General features: G+C 74.8%; 13 protein-coding genes. 10 read left to right on the top strand and 3 right to left on the bottom strand.

From position 1 onward, the window contains the following. Positions 1-57 precede the first annotated feature (57 nt). Positions 58-3,039 carry a hypothetical protein gene (locus tag VFG42_RS22375; RefSeq protein ID WP_324911039.1) on the top strand — a complete coding sequence of 994 codons (2,982 nt, stop codon included), beginning with the start codon at positions 58-60 and terminating at the stop codon, positions 3,037-3,039. Between the two features lie 60 nt (positions 3,040-3,099). Next, positions 3,100-3,384 (top strand): DUF4031 domain-containing protein, encoded by a 285-nt coding sequence (locus VFG42_RS22370; RefSeq protein ID WP_324911038.1) that lies wholly within the window; start codon positions 3,100-3,102, stop codon positions 3,382-3,384. Positions 3,385-3,404: 20 nt separating this feature from the next. Here the strand turns inward: VFG42_RS22370 and VFG42_RS22365 are convergent, their stop codons facing one another. The 3 genes from VFG42_RS22365 to VFG42_RS22355 all read right to left on the bottom strand — a co-directional run bounded on the left by VFG42_RS22365 (position 3,405) and on the right by VFG42_RS22355 (position 10,678). Further along, entirely contained in the window at positions 3,405-4,250 is an 846-nt protein-coding gene (locus tag VFG42_RS22365) for a TetR family transcriptional regulator (RefSeq protein ID WP_324911037.1), read from the bottom strand. 78 nt (positions 4,251-4,328) lie between these two features. Next, positions 4,329-7,319: a hypothetical protein gene (locus VFG42_RS22360; RefSeq protein ID WP_324911036.1), complete on the bottom strand. Its 2,991-nt coding sequence runs from the start codon at positions 7,317-7,319 to the stop codon at positions 4,329-4,331. A 59-nt stretch (positions 7,320-7,378) separates the two neighbouring features. Continuing rightward, complete coding sequence (locus tag VFG42_RS22355; protein ID WP_324911035.1) at positions 7,379-10,678, bottom strand: hypothetical protein; 3,300 nt, start codon at positions 10,676-10,678, stop codon at positions 7,379-7,381. 232 nt (positions 10,679-10,910) lie between these two features. Between VFG42_RS22355 and VFG42_RS22350 the strand changes: the two genes are divergently transcribed. The 8 genes from VFG42_RS22350 (at position 10,911) to VFG42_RS22315 (ending at position 19,548) form a co-directional block, all read left to right on the top strand. Further along, a complete protein-coding gene (locus VFG42_RS22350) occupies positions 10,911-11,342 on the top strand; it encodes an autotransporter (protein WP_324911034.1) in 432 nt (143 codons plus the stop codon). After that, the gene (locus VFG42_RS22345) at positions 11,339-12,169 is read left to right on the top strand and encodes a hypothetical protein (protein ID WP_324911033.1); all 831 of its coding nucleotides are present in this window, start codon (positions 11,339-11,341) and stop codon (positions 12,167-12,169) included. The genes VFG42_RS22350 and VFG42_RS22345 overlap by 4 nt, the downstream gene beginning before the upstream one ends. A gap of 61 nt (positions 12,170-12,230) precedes the next feature. After that, the gene (locus VFG42_RS22340) at positions 12,231-12,797 is read left to right on the top strand and encodes a PadR family transcriptional regulator (protein WP_324911032.1); all 567 of its coding nucleotides are present in this window, start codon (positions 12,231-12,233) and stop codon (positions 12,795-12,797) included. Then, a complete protein-coding gene (locus tag VFG42_RS22335) occupies positions 12,794-13,519 on the top strand; it encodes an ATP-binding cassette domain-containing protein (RefSeq protein WP_324911031.1) in 726 nt (241 codons plus the stop codon). Before VFG42_RS22340 ends, VFG42_RS22335 begins: the two co-directional genes overlap by 4 nt. Then, positions 13,512-14,222, top strand: a complete 711-nt coding sequence (locus VFG42_RS22330; protein ID WP_324911030.1) for an ABC transporter ATP-binding protein — start codon at positions 13,512-13,514, stop codon at positions 14,220-14,222. Before VFG42_RS22335 ends, VFG42_RS22330 begins: the two co-directional genes overlap by 8 nt. Then, on the top strand, positions 14,219-16,780 hold the full coding sequence (locus VFG42_RS22325; RefSeq protein ID WP_324911029.1) for an ABC transporter permease: 2,562 nt from the start codon (positions 14,219-14,221) through the stop codon (positions 16,778-16,780). Before VFG42_RS22330 ends, VFG42_RS22325 begins: the two co-directional genes overlap by 4 nt. Positions 16,781-16,785: 5 nt before the next feature. Further along, positions 16,786-17,844 (top strand): DUF2600 family protein, encoded by a 1,059-nt coding sequence (locus VFG42_RS22320; RefSeq protein WP_324911028.1) that lies wholly within the window; start codon positions 16,786-16,788, stop codon positions 17,842-17,844. A gap of 48 nt (positions 17,845-17,892) precedes the next feature. Beyond that, positions 17,893-19,548, top strand: coding sequence for a DUF6909 family protein (locus tag VFG42_RS22315; RefSeq protein ID WP_324911027.1), 1,656 nt, complete (start codon positions 17,893-17,895; stop codon positions 19,546-19,548). Positions 19,549-19,681: the final 133 nt, after the last annotated feature.

Below are 19,681 nucleotides of genomic sequence, written 5' to 3'. Positions count from 1 at the left end.
CTGCGCTTCGCCGCGCGGCGCACCGCTTCGCGTCACTGCCCCCTCTCCTTCGGACCGATGCCGATCACGCACGACATGCCGTTCCGCGGTCAGGCCCACCAAGCCGTGGTGGAGCAGCTCCTGGCCGACCACGCGCAGGTGATCGCCGCGGGCAGGCCTCGGCTCTCCGTCGTGGCCGGCGCGCCCGGCGTCGGCAAGAGCCGGGTGCTGCTGGAGCTGTACCGCGCGCTGGCCGCCGACCAGGACGACCCGGCGTACTGGCCGGCGCCGGACGCCGAGTGGAGCGGCTATCCGCCCGACGTCCAGCCGGGCAAGGCGCTGATGACGTTCTTCTGGTGGGGCATCTCCTGCCCGTCGCCGGCCGGGCAGCGCACCGTCCAGATCCTCGGCGACCGGTTCACGCAGGTCGCGGTGCACGGCGAGATCCTGGTCGCCGAGCAGCGGGTCGCGACGACGGCGTCCGGCGAGGTCACAGGCGGCGCGAAGGACCTCGCCGCCGGCGTCCTCAGCGATCTCGTCCCGGGCGGCGCCACCGCGGTGGCGCTCGGCCGCTCGCTGCTGCGGGTGGTCGGCGCCGGCGCGCGCGAGCGCTCGCTGCGCCACCGGCTGGCCGAGGGCGCGGTCCTCGACGCCACCGACGCCGAGCGCCGTGACCTGGTCGAGCGCTCCGTCGAGATCCTCGACCTGCTCGCCGAACGCGTCCCCGTCGTGGTGGCTGTCGACGACGCGCAGTGGAGCGACCCCAGCCTGCGTCGGCTGCTGGAGGAGATCAGCGCCGGCGTCGGGCCGGTGCACGTCGTGCTCGTGCTGCAGGAGGCCGCGATCGACGACCCGTGGCTGGCCGAGCTGATGGCGCGCTTCCCCGCCCGAGCGCTCCACGACCTCGGCGAGCTGAGCGAAGGCGACGCGCTCGCGCTCGTCTCGGGAGCAGCGCCCAACGGGCCGCTTGCGGTCGCGCGGGCGCTGGCCCGCAAGTCGTCGGGCAACCCGCGCAGCCTGTCGCTGCTCCTCCAGCTGGCGCAGATCCACGACGGCGAGATCCGGGCCGGCCTGACCGACGTCGCGGAGATGGCCGACCGCTTCGCCGACCAGCTCGCGGTCGTCTGGGACGAGATCCTGCCGCCGTCCGTGAAGCGCGTCCTCAGCGCGGGCGCGCTGACCGCGACGCGCGCGGGCTCCTTCTACGTCCCGCCCGTGCTCGACGCGCTGCCCGCACTCGACGCGCTGCCCACGCTCGATGGCGAAGCCGCGACCGCCGACGGCCTCCGCGAGGTCGTCGCGTCCGCCACCCGCCGCGGCTGGCTTCAGCGGCAGGGCGACGTGGCGCGGTTCGACCAGCCCCAGCACGGGACCGTCGCCCGCACGCGCACGGTCCTGCTGCGCGACCAGCGGGAAGCCGTGCTCGACGACGTCGCCGGCCGGCTCGTCGAGCTCGGCCGGACCCGCGCGATCGACCGGCTGCCGCTGGACGCCCGGCGCGTCGCGCTGGAGACGCACGTGCGCCTGGCCCGCGACGGCCGGATCGACGACCCGCTGGTCGCCGCCGACGCGGCGTTCGACCTGTCGGCCCTGCTCGCCGAGGCGGGCGACACCACGGCCGCCCTGCCGCTGCGGCGCGAGGCCATCGACTGGGCGCGACGCGCCGGGGTCACCGATCGTCAGCTGCTCAACCTGCGCAGCACGCTGCTCGACCTCCTGCGCCGCGAGGGGCACGAGGAGGAGCTGGACGCGCTGCTGGACGAGCTGGCCGCGACGACCGACGAGGAGACCGCGCCGCTCTGGCAGCTCAACGCGCTCGCGCAGCGCTTGCGGAGCGACGGCCCGACGGCGGAGGGCGTCGACGAGCTGCGCCGCCTCGCGCGGCTCGCCGACGACGAGGATCCGGGCGGTCGCCTCGCGCTGTTCGCGCACGCCAACCTGGGGTACTTCCTCAACCGCCTCGAAGAGCACGACGCGGCGCTGGCCGAGTACGAGACCGTGCGCGATCGGATCGAGCGCGGCGCGACGCCGGGCCCCGAGCTGTCGGTCTTCCGCACCGACCTCAACATCGCCGCGACGCTCCGCTACCGCGACGGGATCGCGGCCTCGCTGGCGGCGTTCGACGCGCTCGACGCCGTCGCCGACGACCGTCAGCGCGAGCAGGCCACGATCGCGCGGCTCAACATGCTCGTCAGCGCGGTCGAGGCCGGCGCGAGCTTCGACGAGGTCTTCGCGCCGTTGGAGGAGGCCTTCACCCGCGCCCGTGCCGAGCTCGGCTCCGGCCGCCGCGCCGTCCGCGGAGCGGTGAACGTGCTCGGCAACCTCCTGCTCACCGCGGGCCGGGTCGAGCAGGCGTTGGACTGCTACGAGCGGTTCCCGACCCGGCTCGGCCTGCCGTCGGCCGACGACGTCGACGCCGCGACCACCTTCAACCACGCCTCGGCGCTCATGCGCCTGGAGCGCGACGCGGAGGCGGTGCCGCTGCTGGAGGGCGTCATGAGCGCGACGATGCGGTCCCAGCCGCCCGGCAGCGAGATGAACTACACGGTGGTCAGCCACCTGGTCCACGCGGCGGCCGAGGCCGGCCGCGACGACCCGCTGACGGCCGCCGTGATCGCCTACGCGCTGGCGCTCGGGAGCGCCGACGCGTGGGGGCAGCTCGCCGCCGAGCGGCTGCACGCCCTCGACGCGACGACCCGCGACCACGGCCACCCCGGCCGCGTGCCGGAGGCGTTGCGAGAGGCGGGCGCGCTGCTGGTCGGGTTGGGCGACCCCGTCGGCATCCTGTACACCGGCCTGTGGGCCGCCAACATGTTCCTGATGGTCGAGCGCTACGACGACGCCGTGCCGGCGGCGCACGCGAGCATCGCGGCGGCGACCGCGCTCGGCCACGAGGACGCGCGTCTGGCCGCGCTGATCACGATCGGCGAAGCCCAGCGCGCGCAAGGCCAGACGACCGCCGCCCTCGCCACGTATCGCGAGATCGCCGACGCCGCCGCGGCCGGGACGCCGCCCGGCGACGTCGCCCGCCGGCGGCTCGCGGAGCTGCGGGGCACCTGACCCGCGGCGGCGGACCGCCCTCCGCCTATCCTCGGACGCGATGCTGGTGATCGCGCGCTGATGGCCGTCTACGTCGACGACGCGTTCGTCCACGCCGACTGGGGTCGGTGGACCGGGGGCGGCCACCTGCAAGCCGATGCGGTCGAGGAGCTGCATGCGTTCGCGGCCGCGCTCGGCCTGCGTCGCGAGTGGTTTCAGAGCCGTCCCGGCCGTCCCGACCGCGACCACTACGACCTCACCCGCGACCTCCGCGACGCCGCGATCCTGGCCGGCGCGATCCCGGAGACGGCACGCGAGGGCGTGCTGCGCCGCCGCGCCCTGCGCCCTCGCCGCGCCGCGCGCTGAACGGCCCGGGCGCCCCGCGATCACCGTCCCGGCTGGGCGGCCTCGATCGCTCGGCGGCCGTGGTCGCTGAGCGACCAGGCGTTGCGGCGGCCGGCGCGCGCGTGGACGATGAGGCGTTCGCGGGCGAGGCGGTGCAGGTGGCGGCTGATCTGGCTCTGATGCCGGACACCGATCGCGGCCGCGACCTCGTCGTTGCTGGCGTGCGGGTGGTCGCGCAGATGCAGCAACGTGCAACGGGCGAGGTGGGTGAGCGCCGGAGGCACCGGCGCGCGGCGCTCCGAGATCCTGCGCCGTGCCGCCACGCGCGCGTGGCGCTGAGCGCGCGCTCGTCCGACGTATGGCGCGAGGACGAGCGTGACCGCGGGGACGGCCAGCCCGTCGAGCTTCCCGCCGGTGACGCCGCCGCGCTCGGCCGCGCGGTGCTGGACCAGCTCCGAGAGCGCGCCCACCGCGCCGATCGCCGCCTGCGCGAGCCGCTGGTCGTCGATCGCGCACGGCACGCCGTCGAGGAAGGCGACGAGCCGCTCGATCAGCTGCCGTCGCGCCCGCAGCGCCCGGGGCATCGCGGTCGGCGGCTGGACGACGCAGAGCCGACCGATCGCCGGCCGCTGCGCCATCACGTCGAGGAACGCCACGACCAGCGCGGCGACCGCGGCTCCCGGGTCGCGAGCCGCCAACGCCGCGCCGCCCGCCCGCTGCTCGAGCAGGGCCCACAGATCCTCGTAGGCCGCCTCCGTGGCACAGGCCAGGCCGTCCTCGGCGCTGACGAACTGCTGGTAGAAGGTCGCGCGGCTCACCCCCGCGCGATGGCAGACGCGCGCGACGGTGACGCCGCCCGTGCCGTGCTCGACGGCGACGTCACCCATCGCGGCGAGGAGCCGCGCCCGTGGCGTTCGCGGCCCGACGAGCCTCGAACGACGCACGCCGCTCCTCGCCCCGTCCGCTCAGCGCTTCGCGGCCGCGCCGCGCAGCACGATCGTCTTGACCACCTTCTTGGCCTTCCCGCCCTTGGGCGTGAAGGCGACGGTCAGCTTGACCCGCACCGCGCGGCCCCGTGCCAGCGCCGTGCGGGTCGCCCGCGTCAGCGGCAGCGCGAGCGTCGCGGCCGTCGCTCCGGCGATCGTCCGGCGCGCGGTCGCCACCCCGTGGCCCGACGCGCTCAACCGGCCCGCGCCGATCCCGCCGACCGTCACGCTCAGCGCCTTCGATCCCTGAGCGGTCTTGACCACGCCGAACCCGCACGGCGAGCCCAGCGTCACCTTCGCAGAGGCGGGCTTCCCGCTCTGGGCGGTGAACGTCGCGTCGGCGACCTGGTTGCGCGTGCAGATCCCGTCGCCGGAGGACACCGCGAGGATGCCGTGCCGGCCGCCGGCGATCGTCAGGTCGAAGACGCTGAACGGCGCGTCCGGCAGGCCGTCGAACGTCGTCACCAGCCGGTCGTTCTGGACCTCGGAGCCGGCCCACACGTCGACGGTCACGCCGTCGGCGGCCAGCGGGATGAACAGCTTGGGCAGCGTGGTGCGCACGCGTCCGCCCGGCAGGACCCGCTCGCCGCGCACGAAGTACACGGGCGTCGTCAGGTCGTGGGCCAGGATCGACCGCGCTCGCGCGGTGCCGACGATCGACGTCGCCGGGCACCGGCGGGCCGCCGCGTCGACCGGCTCGCAGAGGCCCTCCGCGTTGGTGGCCTCCAGCGCGAGCGCCAGCGGCAGGACCACCCGCACGCGGCGGCTGTTGGCGTCGGCGGCCCGCGTGGTCAGGCGGGCGGTCAGCGTCGGGTGCTTGCCGTCCTTGGTCTCGCCCTTGCCGCTCAGCCCGATCGTGAGCTTCGGCGCGTAGCCGAGGTCACCGCACCCGCCGACCTGGAACCGGTTGGCCAGGTCGACCGCGGCGCCCGCCGCCGACGTCACGTGCGCGGCGACCTGCTTGGGCGCGCACGACGTCGGGTTGACCATGAACCCGGCGCGGTCCAGCGTCACGTTGAGCTTCTGGAGCCGCAGCGGGATCCCCTGCAACATGGTCGGGATCGGATCGCTCTTGACCGTCACGTGCGCGTCGGTCGGGTCGATGAACAGCGCCGCGCGCACCACGACCGTGCCGAGGTCCAGCGGACCGGCCTGGGCCGGGACGACGAGCGACAGGCTGAACGGCGCACCCTTGTACGGGCCGGCGAGGTACACCGCGGTCGGCGTCCGGCCCGGCTGCGGCACGTAGAGCGGGTCCGTCCCGGCGCCCGTCGCGACCGTCACGTGCCCGACCTGCGACGCGGCGCCGCACGTGCCGGCCGCGGCCTGCGCGTCCGGGCAGAGCGGGACGTCGCCCACGCGGCCCAGCAGCCCGGCGGGAAGCGTCACGTCCAGGCCGCTGAGGTCCTGCTCTCCGTCGGGCCGCGCCACGGTCAGCGAGAACGCCGACGCCGCGCCGGCCGCCGGGACGACGACGCCCGCCGCCAGCGCCGGCTCGAAGCGGGCGCCGCGGTCGCAGCCGTCGCGCACGACCATCGGGCTGTCGACCGACACCGGCGTGTCCGTCGCCCACGACGTGAACGTCGCGTGCGTGGTGTAGGTCCCGCACGTCCGCGGGGCCGCCAGCACCGCGCGGCTGCCCGCGCGGAAGCTCAAGGTGAAGGTGTCGAACGGCAGCCGCGGCGCATCGTCGATCGTCGTCGTCACCTGGCCGGTCGCCGGATCGGTGTCGATGCGTCCCGGCAGCTTGATGACGATGCCCGTGTCCGGGTCGCTGATCGCGATGTACATCGCCAACAGGTTGTTATAGGGATTGTTCTGCTGCTGCGCGAGGTAGATGCCGCCGCGCAGCGGGTGGTCGACGAGCGGCGACACGACCTCGACCGTGCCGATCTTGGCGGCGTCCGGGCAGGAGGCCGGGCGGTCGCTGCCGAGGTCGACCTGCGCCGGCGCGCAGCCGACCAGCCCGGCGCCCGAGGAGGTGTTGACGGTCACGCCCTCCGGCAGCGTCACGACCGCCTTGCGCAGGTGCGCCGCGGCGAGCCCGTCGGGGTTGTCGTTCTGCGGGACCGCGAGCTGCACCGCCAGGCCCGCCGGCGCGCCGGCGTCGGTCGTCGTCGGCGTCACGTCCAGCTTCGGCGTGAACGGCAGCCGGTGGCAGCCGCTGATCGGCACCGCGCCGGCCGAGGTCCGCGTGGACGTCAGGCCCGGCGTCTGCCACGTGGTCGCCGTGGCGGCGGTCGTCAACGGCGCCGAGCAGGACGTCGGCATCGTCAGGAACGGCCGCCGCGACAGGCCGGTCTTGCACGGGTTGCCGGTACCGGGGCAGGACCGCTCGTCGTCGTGGGACGGGTCGGCAGGGACGCCCCAGAGCGTGACGGTGCTCCTCATCAGCGCCAGTCCCTGCGAGATGTCGGCCAGCCGGGTGTCGAGCCCGTAGTCGCCGCCGGAGCGAACCGCAGCGTTGAGGTGGACGACCTGGCCGAGCAGGTTGAACGCGAACTGCGCGGGGTGTCCCGGCTCCGTCTGCATGTTGAAGAGCGGAAGCTTCTGCGCGAGCTCAAAGCCGGTGAGGTCCATCACGACCTCGGCGGTTCCGACCTGCGTGGAGTTGGGACAGCCCTGGCCGCCCAGGTCACTCCCCAGGTCTTTGGGAGCGCAGGCGCCGACCGCGAAGGGATTGCCCATCAGCCCGGGCGGGAGCGAGACGGTGATGTCCCGCGGGCTGCCAATCGGATGGAAGCTGCCGTTCTCCTCGCGGGTGTTGATGCTGAAGCTCGTGGTGAACGCGTACGGGTGGGCGCCGGCCTGCGCGACCGGCGTGCCGTCGGCGTTCGTCCACGTGGTCGCGAAGGACGCCAGGCCGAAGTCCGCAGCCGACGCGGACGGCCCGCCGACGGCGAGCGCCAGCAGGCACACCCACAAGGCGGCGAAGGCGTGCCCGGGGCGGATGACGGGACGGCGGTGCATGGGGCGGTGGCTCCGATCGGTGGCGCGGACAGGGACGGGGGATGCGGACAGGGCAGCCATCACTTCCCGCCCTTCGACTTGGCGGCCGGCTGGGTGAACGTGATGCGCACGGTCACCGACGAGGCCGCGCCGCTCTTGGGCACGTAGCCCACGCGCGCGCTGACCACGAGCCGGTGCTTCTTGCGCAGGGTCGCCTTCGCCTTGGCGCTGAGCGTCACGGTCACGTTGACCGTCTGCGCCTTGCCCACCGACTTCTTGGTGGCCTTGATCCCCGCGCCCGAGAGCGAGACCCGTCCGGCGCCCGGGACGCGGACCGCCAGCCGCGCCGTCGTGCCCTTGACGGTCTTCGGCTTGGTCGCCGTCACCTTGCGCGCGGCCGCCTTCGGCGTGTCGGGCGCGTCGGGCAGATCGCCCGGCCCGGCGAACGTCACCGAGCCCGCCAGCGGGATGACCGGCGGCGCGGGCACCGGCCCCTGGCACGTGTCGCCCACGCACTCGGGCGGCGCGGGCGGCGGGTTCTGCCCCGCGAGCCCGCCGCCGACGCGGGCGTCGTACATGTCGACGTACTCGTCGCGGTCCTGCGTCACCAGCCGGGCGCGCGTGGTGAAGAACACGTCGTCGCCGGTGGCGCTGGCGTCGGCGAAGGACGCGTCGCTGTCGGTGCGCCCGTCGGACAGGAGGTACGGATGCCCGTTCTGCCAGAGGTAGACGTCCTGGCGGCCGTTGACGTCCCCCGGCACCAGCGCGTCCTTGGACTGGAAGACCACCCGTCCGTTGTCCAGGACGTTGCGCGTCGCGTAGGGCGGCGCGAACGGCGGAAGGATCCCGTCAGACAGCGACGAGGCGGCCTGCGACGCCGCACCGCTGGCCCGGCACGAGACGCACGTGAACGTCCGCGTGTCCGTGTCGTAGCGGTACACCTGGTCGTGGCCCCCGGTGTCGCTGTCCGGCGTGAGCGCCTCGCTGGTGAGCGCGAGGAGGTACTTCCCGTTCGGGCTGATCCACACGTGGTTGGCGTCGTCGGCGCGCACGTGATGCACGACACCGTGGCGGTACACGTACTGCTCGATCGGCGTCGACGCCGAGGAGGTCGGGCTCTCGGTGCCACGGAGCGTGAACACAGAGGTGTCGCCGTCCGCGCTGACCGCCTGCACCTGCACGAGCTGCTGCCGGAAGCCCGGTGCCTCGACGTCGACGCCCGCGGTGATCGTGTCGACATGGCCGTCGGCCGCGTCGAAGCGGTAGAGCTCGGCGCGGTTGGCTTGAGCCTCCGGCGTCACGCTCGCGGTCGAGCTGAAGTAGATCTCGGAGGCGTCGTCGCTCATCCGAGCGAACGAGGCGGAATGGCCCTTGGACACCGACACGCTGCTGCCGTCGGCGTCCCGCAGCCGCAGCTCGCCGCCGTCCTGGTACACCAGGCGACGCCCGTCGGACGAGACCACCGAACCAGAGTCACCGCTCGACGCGACCTGCGCGCCCGGGATCAGGCGCAGCCCGTCTGCGGCGGTCCACGAGTAGATCTGGGTCACGCCCTCGGTCGCGTCCGCGGTCAGCGCGTGCGTCTCGACGAGGTACATCCGGCTGTAGTCCGGTGCCCCGCCGAGGACGGGGGCGGCGGAGACGCCCATCGTGATGTCGGGGTTGCTCCCGAGCAGCGTGTACGCGCCCGTCGCGGTGTCGCGCAGGTAGTAGTGGCCCACGCCCGGCACCGCGTCGGGCGTCAGGGCGAGCACCGAGCTGACGACGGCGTGCGAGAGGTCCGGCGAGACCGCGTGGACGTCGCCGCTGTTGACCGCCGGGGTCACCTCGGCCCGCGGGTCGATCACCCGCGTGAGCCATGCGTCGGCCGTGCGCGAGCTGACCGGGACGTTGAAGCGCGTGGAGGCGTCAGCGCCAGGGAAGGCGCCCACGACGGCGTAGGCGATCGCGCTGCCGGAGGCTGTGGCAAACGTCGCCGCCGGAGCGCCGCCGGTGCTCTCCGGGTTCTGGACGGCGTTGCCGTTCTTCTGCACGGGCGAGACCTGCTCCCACCCGCGACCGTCCGGCAGCCGCAACGCGGTGTCGCCGGTGTCGGTCCTGAACGTCCGGTCGGGGCCGTGGGTCGTCCCCTCCGCGTTCCGCGCGACGACGCGGTAGTGGTAGGTCGTGTCCGGGGCCAGCTCATCGAGCTCGGCGTCCGCCCGATGCTCGAAGCCGTCGCCGGACACCGTGCCCGCCGCGGCGGTGAAGCCGTAGCTCGTGGTCGTCCCGTATTCGACGCTCACCGTCGCGGTGTCAAAGCCCGGATCCACCAAGCCGCGCAGGGTCGCGCCGGTGAGCCCCACGTCGCGGGCGGAGCTCGCCGCGACCTCCGGCGCCATCGGGCGCGACGCCATGATGGCCAGCCGATCCCGCGCACGGTCGACGACGTAGTAGGCACCCCCATGCGTGCCGGGCAGAGAAGCCGACGGGTTGTAGGCGGAGCCGGAGGCATCAGCCACGAGGCCCTCGCCGAACGAGCTCACGCGATCGGCGCCGTCCCGGTCGACCGTCTGGAACCGCGTCTTGCCGAAGCTGGACCATCCGACGAGCAGGACGGCGTGCGGCGCGTCGGCGGCCACGATGCGCGGCGGGGCGGATTGGAAGAGCCGCCCGAGCCCGGTCCCGAACGCGTCGAAGCGGTACAGGCCGCTCGCCGCGCCGTTGTCGTCACTGAGGAGCATGTCGCCGTTGCCGTCGAACGCGACGACGATGGGCCTCGACGTCTGCGCGGGGAAGTCCGTCAGTGGCGTCCCGGACGCGTCGAACCGCAGCGTCTGGCCCGGCGCGGTGACGTAGACGTCCCCGTCGGGGGCGACCTCCAGGACATCGACGCCGGCGACCAGTGTGTTCCCGTCATACGGCGTCCCCGGGAACGTCCGCACGAACGCGCCCGCTCCCGTCAGCTGCGCGATCGTCCCGCTGCCCTGGCTGCCGACGTACACGTCGCCCGTCGTCTGGTTGATCCCGATCCCCGTCGGCTGGTCCATCTGCCCGTCGCCGTCGCCCGCCAGGCCCGCCTGGCAGCCCGAGGTGCAGACCTCCAGCGCCGGCAGGCCGTCGTCGACGCCCCAGCCGATCGCCGAGATGAAGGTGCCGTCGGCCGCGAAGCGCTGGATGCGGTTGTTGTCGGTGTCGGCGACGTAGACGTCGCCGGTGCTCTCGTTGACGGCCACGCCGCCCGGAGCGTCGAACTGGCCGGCGCCCGTCCCGTGGGTGCCGATGGGCGAGTCCGGCATCGCGCTGAGCTCGGCGTGAGCGGCCGGCGCGGCCATGAGAACGACGACCAGCGCCAGCGGCGCGGCGAGCCTCCGCCGCGCGGAACCGAAGACGTATGACACGAGCACCTTCCTGTTGACCTCTGCGAAGACGACGACCCCTGTCGCGGCCTTCGGGGAAACGACGGCGGTGTACGGTTGCGATGCGATGAGCACCACGCGCGTTTCCAGCCCTCGCTCCCCCGGCATGCTCGCGACGACCGGCGGCTCTCCGGCCGCCGGCGGCGCAAAGCTATGCGGGGCGACCGAGAGTGGACAAGCCTCTCGTGCGGATGTTCCAATGCGTAGTGTTCCGGTGCGCAGGATCGTCGCCGCGCTGGCCGCCGCGGCCGCGGCGCTCGCCGCCGGCGCGACCGTCGCCGCGCGGGCCGCCGCGCCCGCCCGGGAGCACGTGTCGCTGTCGCTCGTGCGCAAGTCCGGGACCGACTTCCGGCACCAGGGCACGGCCACCGGCGTCGTGCCCGGCCGCGTGACGTCGCGCATCCGCCTGCGCGCGCTGTCGCTCTCGGGCACGGTGACGATCCGCGCCAAGCGCGGGACCGTCCAGCTCCGGATCGACGGGACCACGCGCTCCGGCGGCGTCCGCTCGCGCTTCGAGGGCAGCGCGATCCTCACCGCCGGGACCGGGCGCTACGCCAAGGCCAAGGGGCGCGGCACGTTCACCGGCGTCGTGAACCGCCGGACGTGGGCGGCGACGATCGACGCGCAGGGATCGCTGACGTATTGACCCGGCGCGGCACGGCAAGGCGGATCGCCCTCGGCGTCCTGGCCGCGGCCGCGCTGTCGGGCGCCGCTCGCGCGGATGCCCCGCCTCGCCCGTCCCACGCGCGGGCCGCCGCCCTCGTCGACGCCGAGCTGCACGTCGCGTTCGACCGTGACGCGCGCCTCGGCCGGCCGACCGGCATCGCGCTCGACCTGCGCGTCGACCTCCGCCACCAGCCCGCGCGGATGACGGCGATCACGATCCTGGCGCCGGCGGGCGTCGACGTGGCCACCAGCGGTCTGGGCCTGGCGACCTGCCGGCCCTCGGCCCACGCGCTGAGCGACGTCCTGGTCCGCGGCCACCGGCTCCCGGCGTGCCCGCGCAACTCGGTGTTCGGCCGCGGCGAGGCGACGGCCAGCCTGCGCAGCCGTCCCGACGAGACCGTCGGGGCGACCGGCGCGGTGCTGCTCGCCAACGGCCCGCCGTCCGGCGACGCGCCGGGCGTGGTCGCGGTCGTCGACACGCGCCATCCGCTGCGCGCGCAGCTCGTCTTCGCCGGCACCCTGCTCGAGGCCCCGTTCCCGTTCGGCCTCGGGATCCACCTGCCGCTGCCCGACATCCCGCGCTCGCCCTTCGGCGCGCCGGTGTCGCTGACCCGTCTGCGCTTCACGCTCGGAGGCAAGGACATCGTCTACTCCGAGGGCTCGCGCCGCTACCGCCCCGGCGGGCTGCCGCTGCCGACGCGCTGCCCGCGCGGCGGGTTCCGCTTCCGCGCGACGATGACCTTCGCGGACGACACGTCGCGCGCCGTGGGAGCGACGATCGCCTGCTCGGCGGTCCGGCGCCCTTGACATCCGGCGACATCGGCGGTGTAAGGTCCAGACACCGCGACGTACCTGAACGGTCACGCCTTTGTCCGCATCAACCCGCTACGCCGTGCTCGGTCTCGTCGCTCGGCGCCCCACCTACGGCTACGCGCTGCTCCAGCAGCTTCGTCGTTGGTCGGTGGACCCCGACTCGGTGCGCAGCTCCTCGGTCTACACGGCGCTGACCCGGCTGGAGCAGGACGCGCTCATCGAACCGCTCGGGCCGGCGACGGCCAGCGGGACCGACCGCCAGCCACGGCTCACCTACGGCGCCACGCCCGCCGGCGAGCAGCGGTTCGCCGAGTGGTTGGCGACCGCGCCCACGTCCTACGACGACCTGCGCCTGCGCATCGCGCTGGCCCGTCCCCGCGACCTGCCGTTGTTGGTGGAGTTCGTCGTGGCCGCCGAGGAGGCGTGCCTGCAACGCCTCCAACAACTCGACGTCCCGTCGCTGGAGTCGCTGACGACCCGGCTGGCGCCGTGGGAGGCCGTGTCCGGTGCGATCCTCGGAACACTCGACACCGCCGAGCTCGCGGGGCGCGCGAAGTGGTTGCAGGAGGTGCGCGTCGCGCTGGACTCCCTGCGCGAGTACCCCGACCCGGCGGGCACGTGACCGCGCTGCTGGCGTTCGAGGCGGTCCGCAAGCAGCACTGGCGGGGTCGGCGCGCGGTGACGATCCTCGACCGCGGCGAGCTGACGCTCGCGCCGGGCGAGCTGGGCGCGATCTGGGGCGGGCGCGGCGCGGGCAAGACGACGCTCGTCGAGCTGGCCGCCGGCCTGCAGGCCCCCGACGAGGGCCGCGTGCTGTTCGACGGCCGCGACGTCGCGCGGCTCAGCCGGCGCGAGGCCAGCGCGCTGCTGCACGCCGACATCGGGATCGCCACCAGCCTCGGCCCGGCCAGCCCGGGCCTGACCGCGCGCGACTGGGTCGGGATGGCGGTCATGGACCGCCTCTCGTCCCGCGAGGCCGCCCGCCGCGCCCATCTGGCGCTGGAGCGCGTCGGCGCGGACGACGTCGCCGCCGAGCCGTGGCGCACGCTGTCGGACGGCGAGCGCACGCTCGTCGCGATCGCGCGCGCCATGGTCCGCGCGCCGCGCCTGCTGCTGGTCGACGACCCGAGCTCGGGCCTCGGCCTCCTGGAGCGCCGGGCGATCATCGAGCTGCTGCGCTCGATCGCCCAGCAGCCGGGCGTCGCGGTCCTCATGACCGTAGGCGACCTCGCCGACGCCCAGGGCGTGGACGTCACCTGGTCGCTGGCCGGCGGCCGACTGACCGGCCGGCGCGCCGGCGGTGCGACCGTCGTGCCGTTCCCGAGCGCCGCCGCCGATGGCTGACGCCAACGGCCACGCCGGGACGCTCGAGCTCCGCGGCCTGGTCAAGCACTACAAGACGGGCACGGACGTCGTCCGCGCCGTCGACGACGTCTCGCTGACCGTCGCCCCCGGCGAGCTCGTCACGCTGTTCGGCCCGAGCGGCTCGGGCAAGTCGACGCTGCTGTCGCTCGCGGCCGTCGTCCTGCGGCCCGACCGGGGCGGCGTCCACGTCGGCGGCCGCGAGGTGTCGGCGCTGTCGGAGCGCGACGCCGCCCGCTACCGCCTCTACGAGCTGGGCCTGATCCGGCAGGCCGCCGAGCTGCTCGGCGGCGCGTCGGCGATCGACAACGCGGCGGCCAAGCTGTGGGGCACGCGGCTGAGCGTGCGGGCGGCGCGCGACCGCGTGACGCCGCTGCTGGAGCGCCTCGGGCTCGGCGACCGGCTCGACCACCGCCCCGACCAGCTGTCGATGGGCGAGCGCCAGCGGGTGATGATCGCGCGGGCGCTGTCGACCGACCCGCGCGTGCTCCTGGCCGACGAGCCGACCGGCAGCCTCGACACCCACCGCACCCACGAGGTGCTCGAGCTCCTGCGGTCGTTCACCAAGCAGCGCTCCGTGGCGACGCTGCTGGTCACCCACGACGCGCGCGCCCTCGCCTATGCCGACCGCGCCTTCACCCTCCAGGACGGCCGCCTGGCCGAAGGGGGGCCCGCCGAGCGATGATCGCGGAGCGCTGGAAGCCGCTGCCGGACCTCCCACCGCCGGGCCGCCTGCGGGTCGCCAACGTCCTCGCGCTCTACCGCGTGCGGCTGCGCCACCGCTGGCCGCAGGAGCTGCTGGCGATCGCCGGGATCGCCGTCGGCGTGGCGCTCCTGTTCGCCTCGCAGGTCGCCAACACGAGCCTCTCGGGTCCGGTCCACCAGCTCACCCGCGGGATCGTGGGCACGAGCCAGCTCGCGGCGGTCGGCCGGGGACCCGACGGCTTCGACGCGGCCGCCTTCGCCGAGGTCAGCCGGCTGCCGGGCGTGCGACGCGCCGCCCCCGTGCTGCAGGCGCAGGCCGAGATCGTCGGGCCCCGCGGCGCGCGGGCGCTCACGGTCTTCGGCGCCGATCCGCGGATCGTGCGCCTGCGCGGCACCCTCCTGCAGGGCTTCAGCGCCGACGACGCCGCGCGGGAGCAGGCGCTGATCCTCCCGGCCCGGATCGCGCGGACGCTCGGCGTCCGGTTCGGCGACCACGTCTCGCTGCACATCGCCGGCCGCACGGTCCGCACGCAGGTCGCCACGGCCGGCCGCGACGCGATCGGCGTGCTGAGCGACACGACGATCGCGCTGGCGCCGCTGGCCTACCTGCAGCGCGTCACCGGGCTGCGCGGGCGCGTGTCGCGGATCCTCGTCGAGGCGCAGCCGGGCGCGGTCGACGACGTCGCGGCGTCCATGCGCCGGATCGCCGGCGGGCGCTTCGCCGTGACGCCCGCCGACCAAGAGGCGCGGATGTTCGAGAAGGCCGCCGAGCCGATCAGCCAGGCCACGACGATCTCCAGCGCCGTCGGCGCGCTCGTCGGCTTCCTGTTCGCGTTCTGCGCGCTGCTGGTGACCGCCGCGAGCCGACGCGCGCTGGCCCTCGACCTGCGCCTGGACGGCTACACGCCGCGCCGCGTCGTGGCGGTGGTCCTGCTCGACGCGGCGATCCTCGGGGTCGTCGCGAGCGCCGCCGGACTCGCGCTCGGCGAGTTGCTGTCCCGGCGCGGCTTCGGCACCGACGTCAGCTACCTGGCCGGCGCGTTCCCGATGGGCGACCAGCGGGTCGTGACCGCGAGCAGCGTCATGATCGCCGTCGGCGGCGGGCTGCTCGCCGCGGCGCTCGGCGTGCTCGCGCCGCTGCGGGCGACGCTCGCGCCGCCCCGCCGGGAGCCGGCGCGCCCCGGCCGGCGTCACCGGCCGTGGGAGGCGGCGACCGGCGTCGCGCTCGTCGCGGCCGCCGCGGCGGTCACGGTCTTCGCCCCGAACGCCGCGCTGGCCGGGCTGATCGCGCTGGGCCTGGGCCTGATCCTGCTCGTCCCGGCGTTCCTGGGGGCGGTGATCGGCGCGCTCACGCGGCTCAACGCGCGCCGCGCCCGCGTCGTGGTCGCCGTGCAGCTCGCGCTGCCGCACCTGCAGGCGCCCGAGTGGCGCGCCCGGACGCTGGCGATCGCCACGACGGGCGCCGTCGCCGTCTTCGGCGCCGTCGCCCTGCAGGGCGCGCGAGCCAACCTCCAGGACGGGCTGTTCGCGGTCGCGCCGGCGCTCGACGACGCCGCCGACGTCTGGGTCCTGCCGCGCGGCGCGGGCGACCTGTTCGGAACCACCGCGGTGCCCGATCGCTCAGCGCTCCTGCGCTCTGTCCCGGGCGTGCGCGCCGTCAACGCCTACCGCGCGGGGTTCCTCGACGTCGGCGACCGTCGGGTGCTCGTCTTCGCACCGCCCGCCACCGACCCGGAGCCGGTGCCGTCCGCGCAGGTCCGGACGGGCGACCGCCGGGCGCTCACCGCGCGCGTCCGCTCGGGCCGATGGGTGACGCTCTCGCGCGCGCTGGCCGACGCCCTGCACGTCGGCGTCGGGGACCGGGTGACGCTCCCCACGCCGCGGCCCGCGACCGTGCGCGTCGCGGCGATCACCACCAACTTGGGGTGGACGGGCGGGGTCGTCTTCCTCGACGCCGCCGCCTACGCGCGGGCGTGGGGCACGCGCGCGGTCGGCGCCTACGAGGTGCGGGTGGCGGGCGGCGCCGCGGGCGCGAACGCCGCGGCGCGCCGGATCGCCGCCGCGCTGGGCCCGCGGTCCGCGCTGCGGGTCGAGACCGCGCAGGCCCGCGCCGTCCGCCAGCGCACCGTGATCGGCAGCGGGCTGTCGCGCCTGCGACAGGTCGCCTCGCTCACGCTGCTGGCCGCCGTGCTGGCCATGGCCGCCGCGATGGCGGGGCTGCTGTGGCAGCGCCGTCCGGCCGTCGCCCGCCAGAAGCTCGACGGCCACGGGACCGGGCTGATGTGGCGCTCGCTGCTGGCCGAGAGCGCGACGCTCTTCGGCACCGGCTGCCTGGCCGGCGCGCTGTTCGGCCTGCTCGGGCAGATCCTCTTCTCGCGCGGCCTGGAGATCATCAGCGGCTTCCCGGTCGAGCTCGGCGTCCGGCCCGGGATCGCCGCGGCGAGCCTCGGTCTCGTGGTCGGCGCGGCGCTGGCCGTCGTGGCCGTGCCCGGCTACCTCGTCGCCCGCGTCCAGCCGTCCCTGCGAGGCGAGGGCTGACCGCCGTGACGCGCGACGTCGCGCCGCTGACGCCCGCCCAGGCCCGCGCGCTGGCGGTGGCGACGGGTCGCGAGCTGGGCTGGGGCCTGCGCGTCGTCCGCCGTGAGGTCGCCGGGTGGCGGCGGGCGGCCGAGCGCGTCGCCGACCCCGTGCTGCGCGAGCACGCGATCGGCTCGCTGCGCCGCAAGCGGACGCTGGTCGACGGCGCCGCGTTCTACTGGACGCTGCCGCCCCGGCGCGATCTCGGCCTCCTGCGCCTGCTCGTCGCCTTCCAGGTCCTCGCCGACCTGCTCGACGAGATCAGCGAGCGCACGGCGGGCACGGGGGACGGCGAGCTCATGGGCGTCTTCGCCGAGGCCGTGGACCTCGGCGTGCCGGTCGGCGACCACGACCCGTACATGATGGCCTTGATCGACGCGTGTCGCGCCGGCTGCGCCGCGCTGCCCGGCTACGGGCTCGTCCGACGCGAGCTGCCGCGGCTGACGCGCCAGTGCGCCGCGCTGGACCTGCATCACATCGCCGAGCCCGGAGCGCGTGCCGAGGCGCTGCGGCGGTTCGCGTCGGCCGAGTTCGGCGCCGAGCACGACGCGACCTGGTTCGAGCAGACCGCGGGCGGAGCGTCGGCGTTGAGCATCATCGTGCTGCTGGCGCTCGCGGCCGACCCGCGGACGTGCGAGCGCGACGTCGAGGCGGCCCTGGCCGTCTACGGCGGCTGGGTCGCGACGCTGAGCATGATGCTCGACAGCTACGTCGACCAACGCGACGACGCGCGCTCGGGCCACGTGAGCTTCATCGCCTACTACGGCGACCAGGACGAGGCGCTCGCGCGCGTCGCCCACCTCCTGGACCGGTCCCTGCGCGGCGCGGCACGGCTGCGCGACGGCGAGCGCCATGTGCTGGTCATCGCCGCGATGACGGCGATGTTCCTGTCCCGCGACAGCGCGACCCACCCCGACCTCGCGTCCGGGACGCGCGCGCTGGCGGCCGCCGGCGGCCGGACGACGCGCGTGCTCCTGCCCGCCCTGCGCGCCTGGCGCGTCGTGTACGGCCAACGGGCCGGCTGACGACGCCGACCCGTCCCCCGCCGCTCGGTGCGGTATACCCGCACGCCAATGCCCCAGGACGTCGAGCTGTACCAGCGGACCTACTCCACGCTTCTGCGATCGCGTGGCGAGACGAAGCTGCGGATCCTCGAGTCGTCGCACATCGCGATCGAGTCGTCCCTGCACCCGCTGGCGGGCGGCGACGACCTCGACCTCGGCGCGTTCCTGTACGCCACCCAGCGGCTGCCGGCCAACATCTACAAGGGCCGCGTCGTCATCCTCGGGCAGGAGGAGGAGCAGTTCGCGGCGGTCAACCTGCCGCTGGCCGACTGGCCGACGACCGAGGCGCCGGCGCGCCGGCGCCAGTGGCACGAGGGGCCCGACGGGCAATATGGGGTCCTTCTCTCCTCGACCTCGGACGTCGACGACCTCATCCCCACGCTGGTCGCCTACCAGATCGAGTGGAACAAGCTGCGGCGCAAGCTCAACGCGATCGGCTGGCCGCGCCCGCAGGGCCTGCCCGGCGCCGCCGAGTGCGCGCGCGTCCTCGGCGGCAGCGTCGAGGACTGGGAGCGCCTGCAGGAGGCGTGGGGCACCGCGTTCGCCCGCCGCCTCGGCGAGGTCGCCGCGGTCAACCTCAGCCTGCGCGTCCGGATGCTCGGCGGCTCGCAGGTCTCCTACGCGCGCCTGGCCCGCCGCTGGTGGGCGCCCGTCGCGCGCACGTTGGACGACAACGACCTGCACGACGCGCCGATCTACTTCGTCTCGTCCAACACCCACTCCTTGGTCAACCTGCTGTCCGGCGACGCCCGGACGCGCGAGGCCGAGCTGGTCGACTGGGTCGAGCGCGCCGGCCCGCACGACCTCAAGGACGAGCTGCGCGCGTTCCGCGAGGAGCGCACCGCCGGATCGTGGAACAACTTCCTGTACTTCCTGGCCCGCGAGCACGCGCAGGCCGGGCCCGGCACGCGGTCGCGCCGCCAGGCCGAGGCGGCCCAGGGCATCGTGCACCGCAACTCCGAGACCGGCCTGCGCGTCGCCGCGCAGGTCATGCCGCTGGCGACGCTCGACCCGGCCCAGCTCGACGACCGCCTCGGCGAGGTCGACGCCGACGCGCTGCGCGCCTCCGACGCGGTCATCGTCAACATCGACTACCCGCTCGGCCTCGCGGCCTACAACATCCTGCGCGAGATCGCCGAGGACCGCGAGAGCCTGCGCGGGATCTACGTGCTCGGCAAGGCCGCGACGCTCAACGCCGACGTCGGCGACGTGATGATCTCCAACACGATCTACGACGAGCACTCCAACACGACCTACTGGCTGGACAACGCGTTCGGCTTCGACGACATCGCGCCCTACCTGCGCTTCGGCTCGGGCCTGGACAACCAGCGCGCGGTCACCGTCCGCTCGACGTTCCTGCAGAACCGCTCCTACCTGGACCGCTACTACCGCGAGGCCTTCACGGTCGTCGAGATGGAGGCCGGCCCCTACTGCGACGCGGTCTACGAGCTGACCGAACCCGACCGCTACCCCAACGGCGAGCAGGTCAACTTCGCCAAGCTGCCGATCGACTTCGGGATCGTCCACTACGCCTCGGACACCCCGTTCACCCAGGCCCGGACGCTCGGCGCGCGCGGCATGTCCTACTACGGTATGGACTCCACCTACGCGACGTCGATCGCGATCCTGCGGCGGATCTTCGTCCTGGAGGGCGCACTGGACTGAGGAAGCCTGACTGCTGGGATGGGCGGATCGATCGCCGCGTTCGCGGACTCGAACATCCATCGACTTTCGCGATCCTGTCCGCGCTCCAACGAGCGCCGACGCGCCCGCTCATCCTCCGATCGGAGGAGCCGAC

This window comes from Baekduia sp. (genome assembly GCF_035685985.1).
Lineage (GTDB): Bacteria > Actinomycetota > Thermoleophilia > Solirubrobacterales > Solirubrobacteraceae > Baekduia.
Note: the sequence above shows the minus strand (reverse complement) of the source record. Positions and strands in the feature narration are given on the sequence as shown.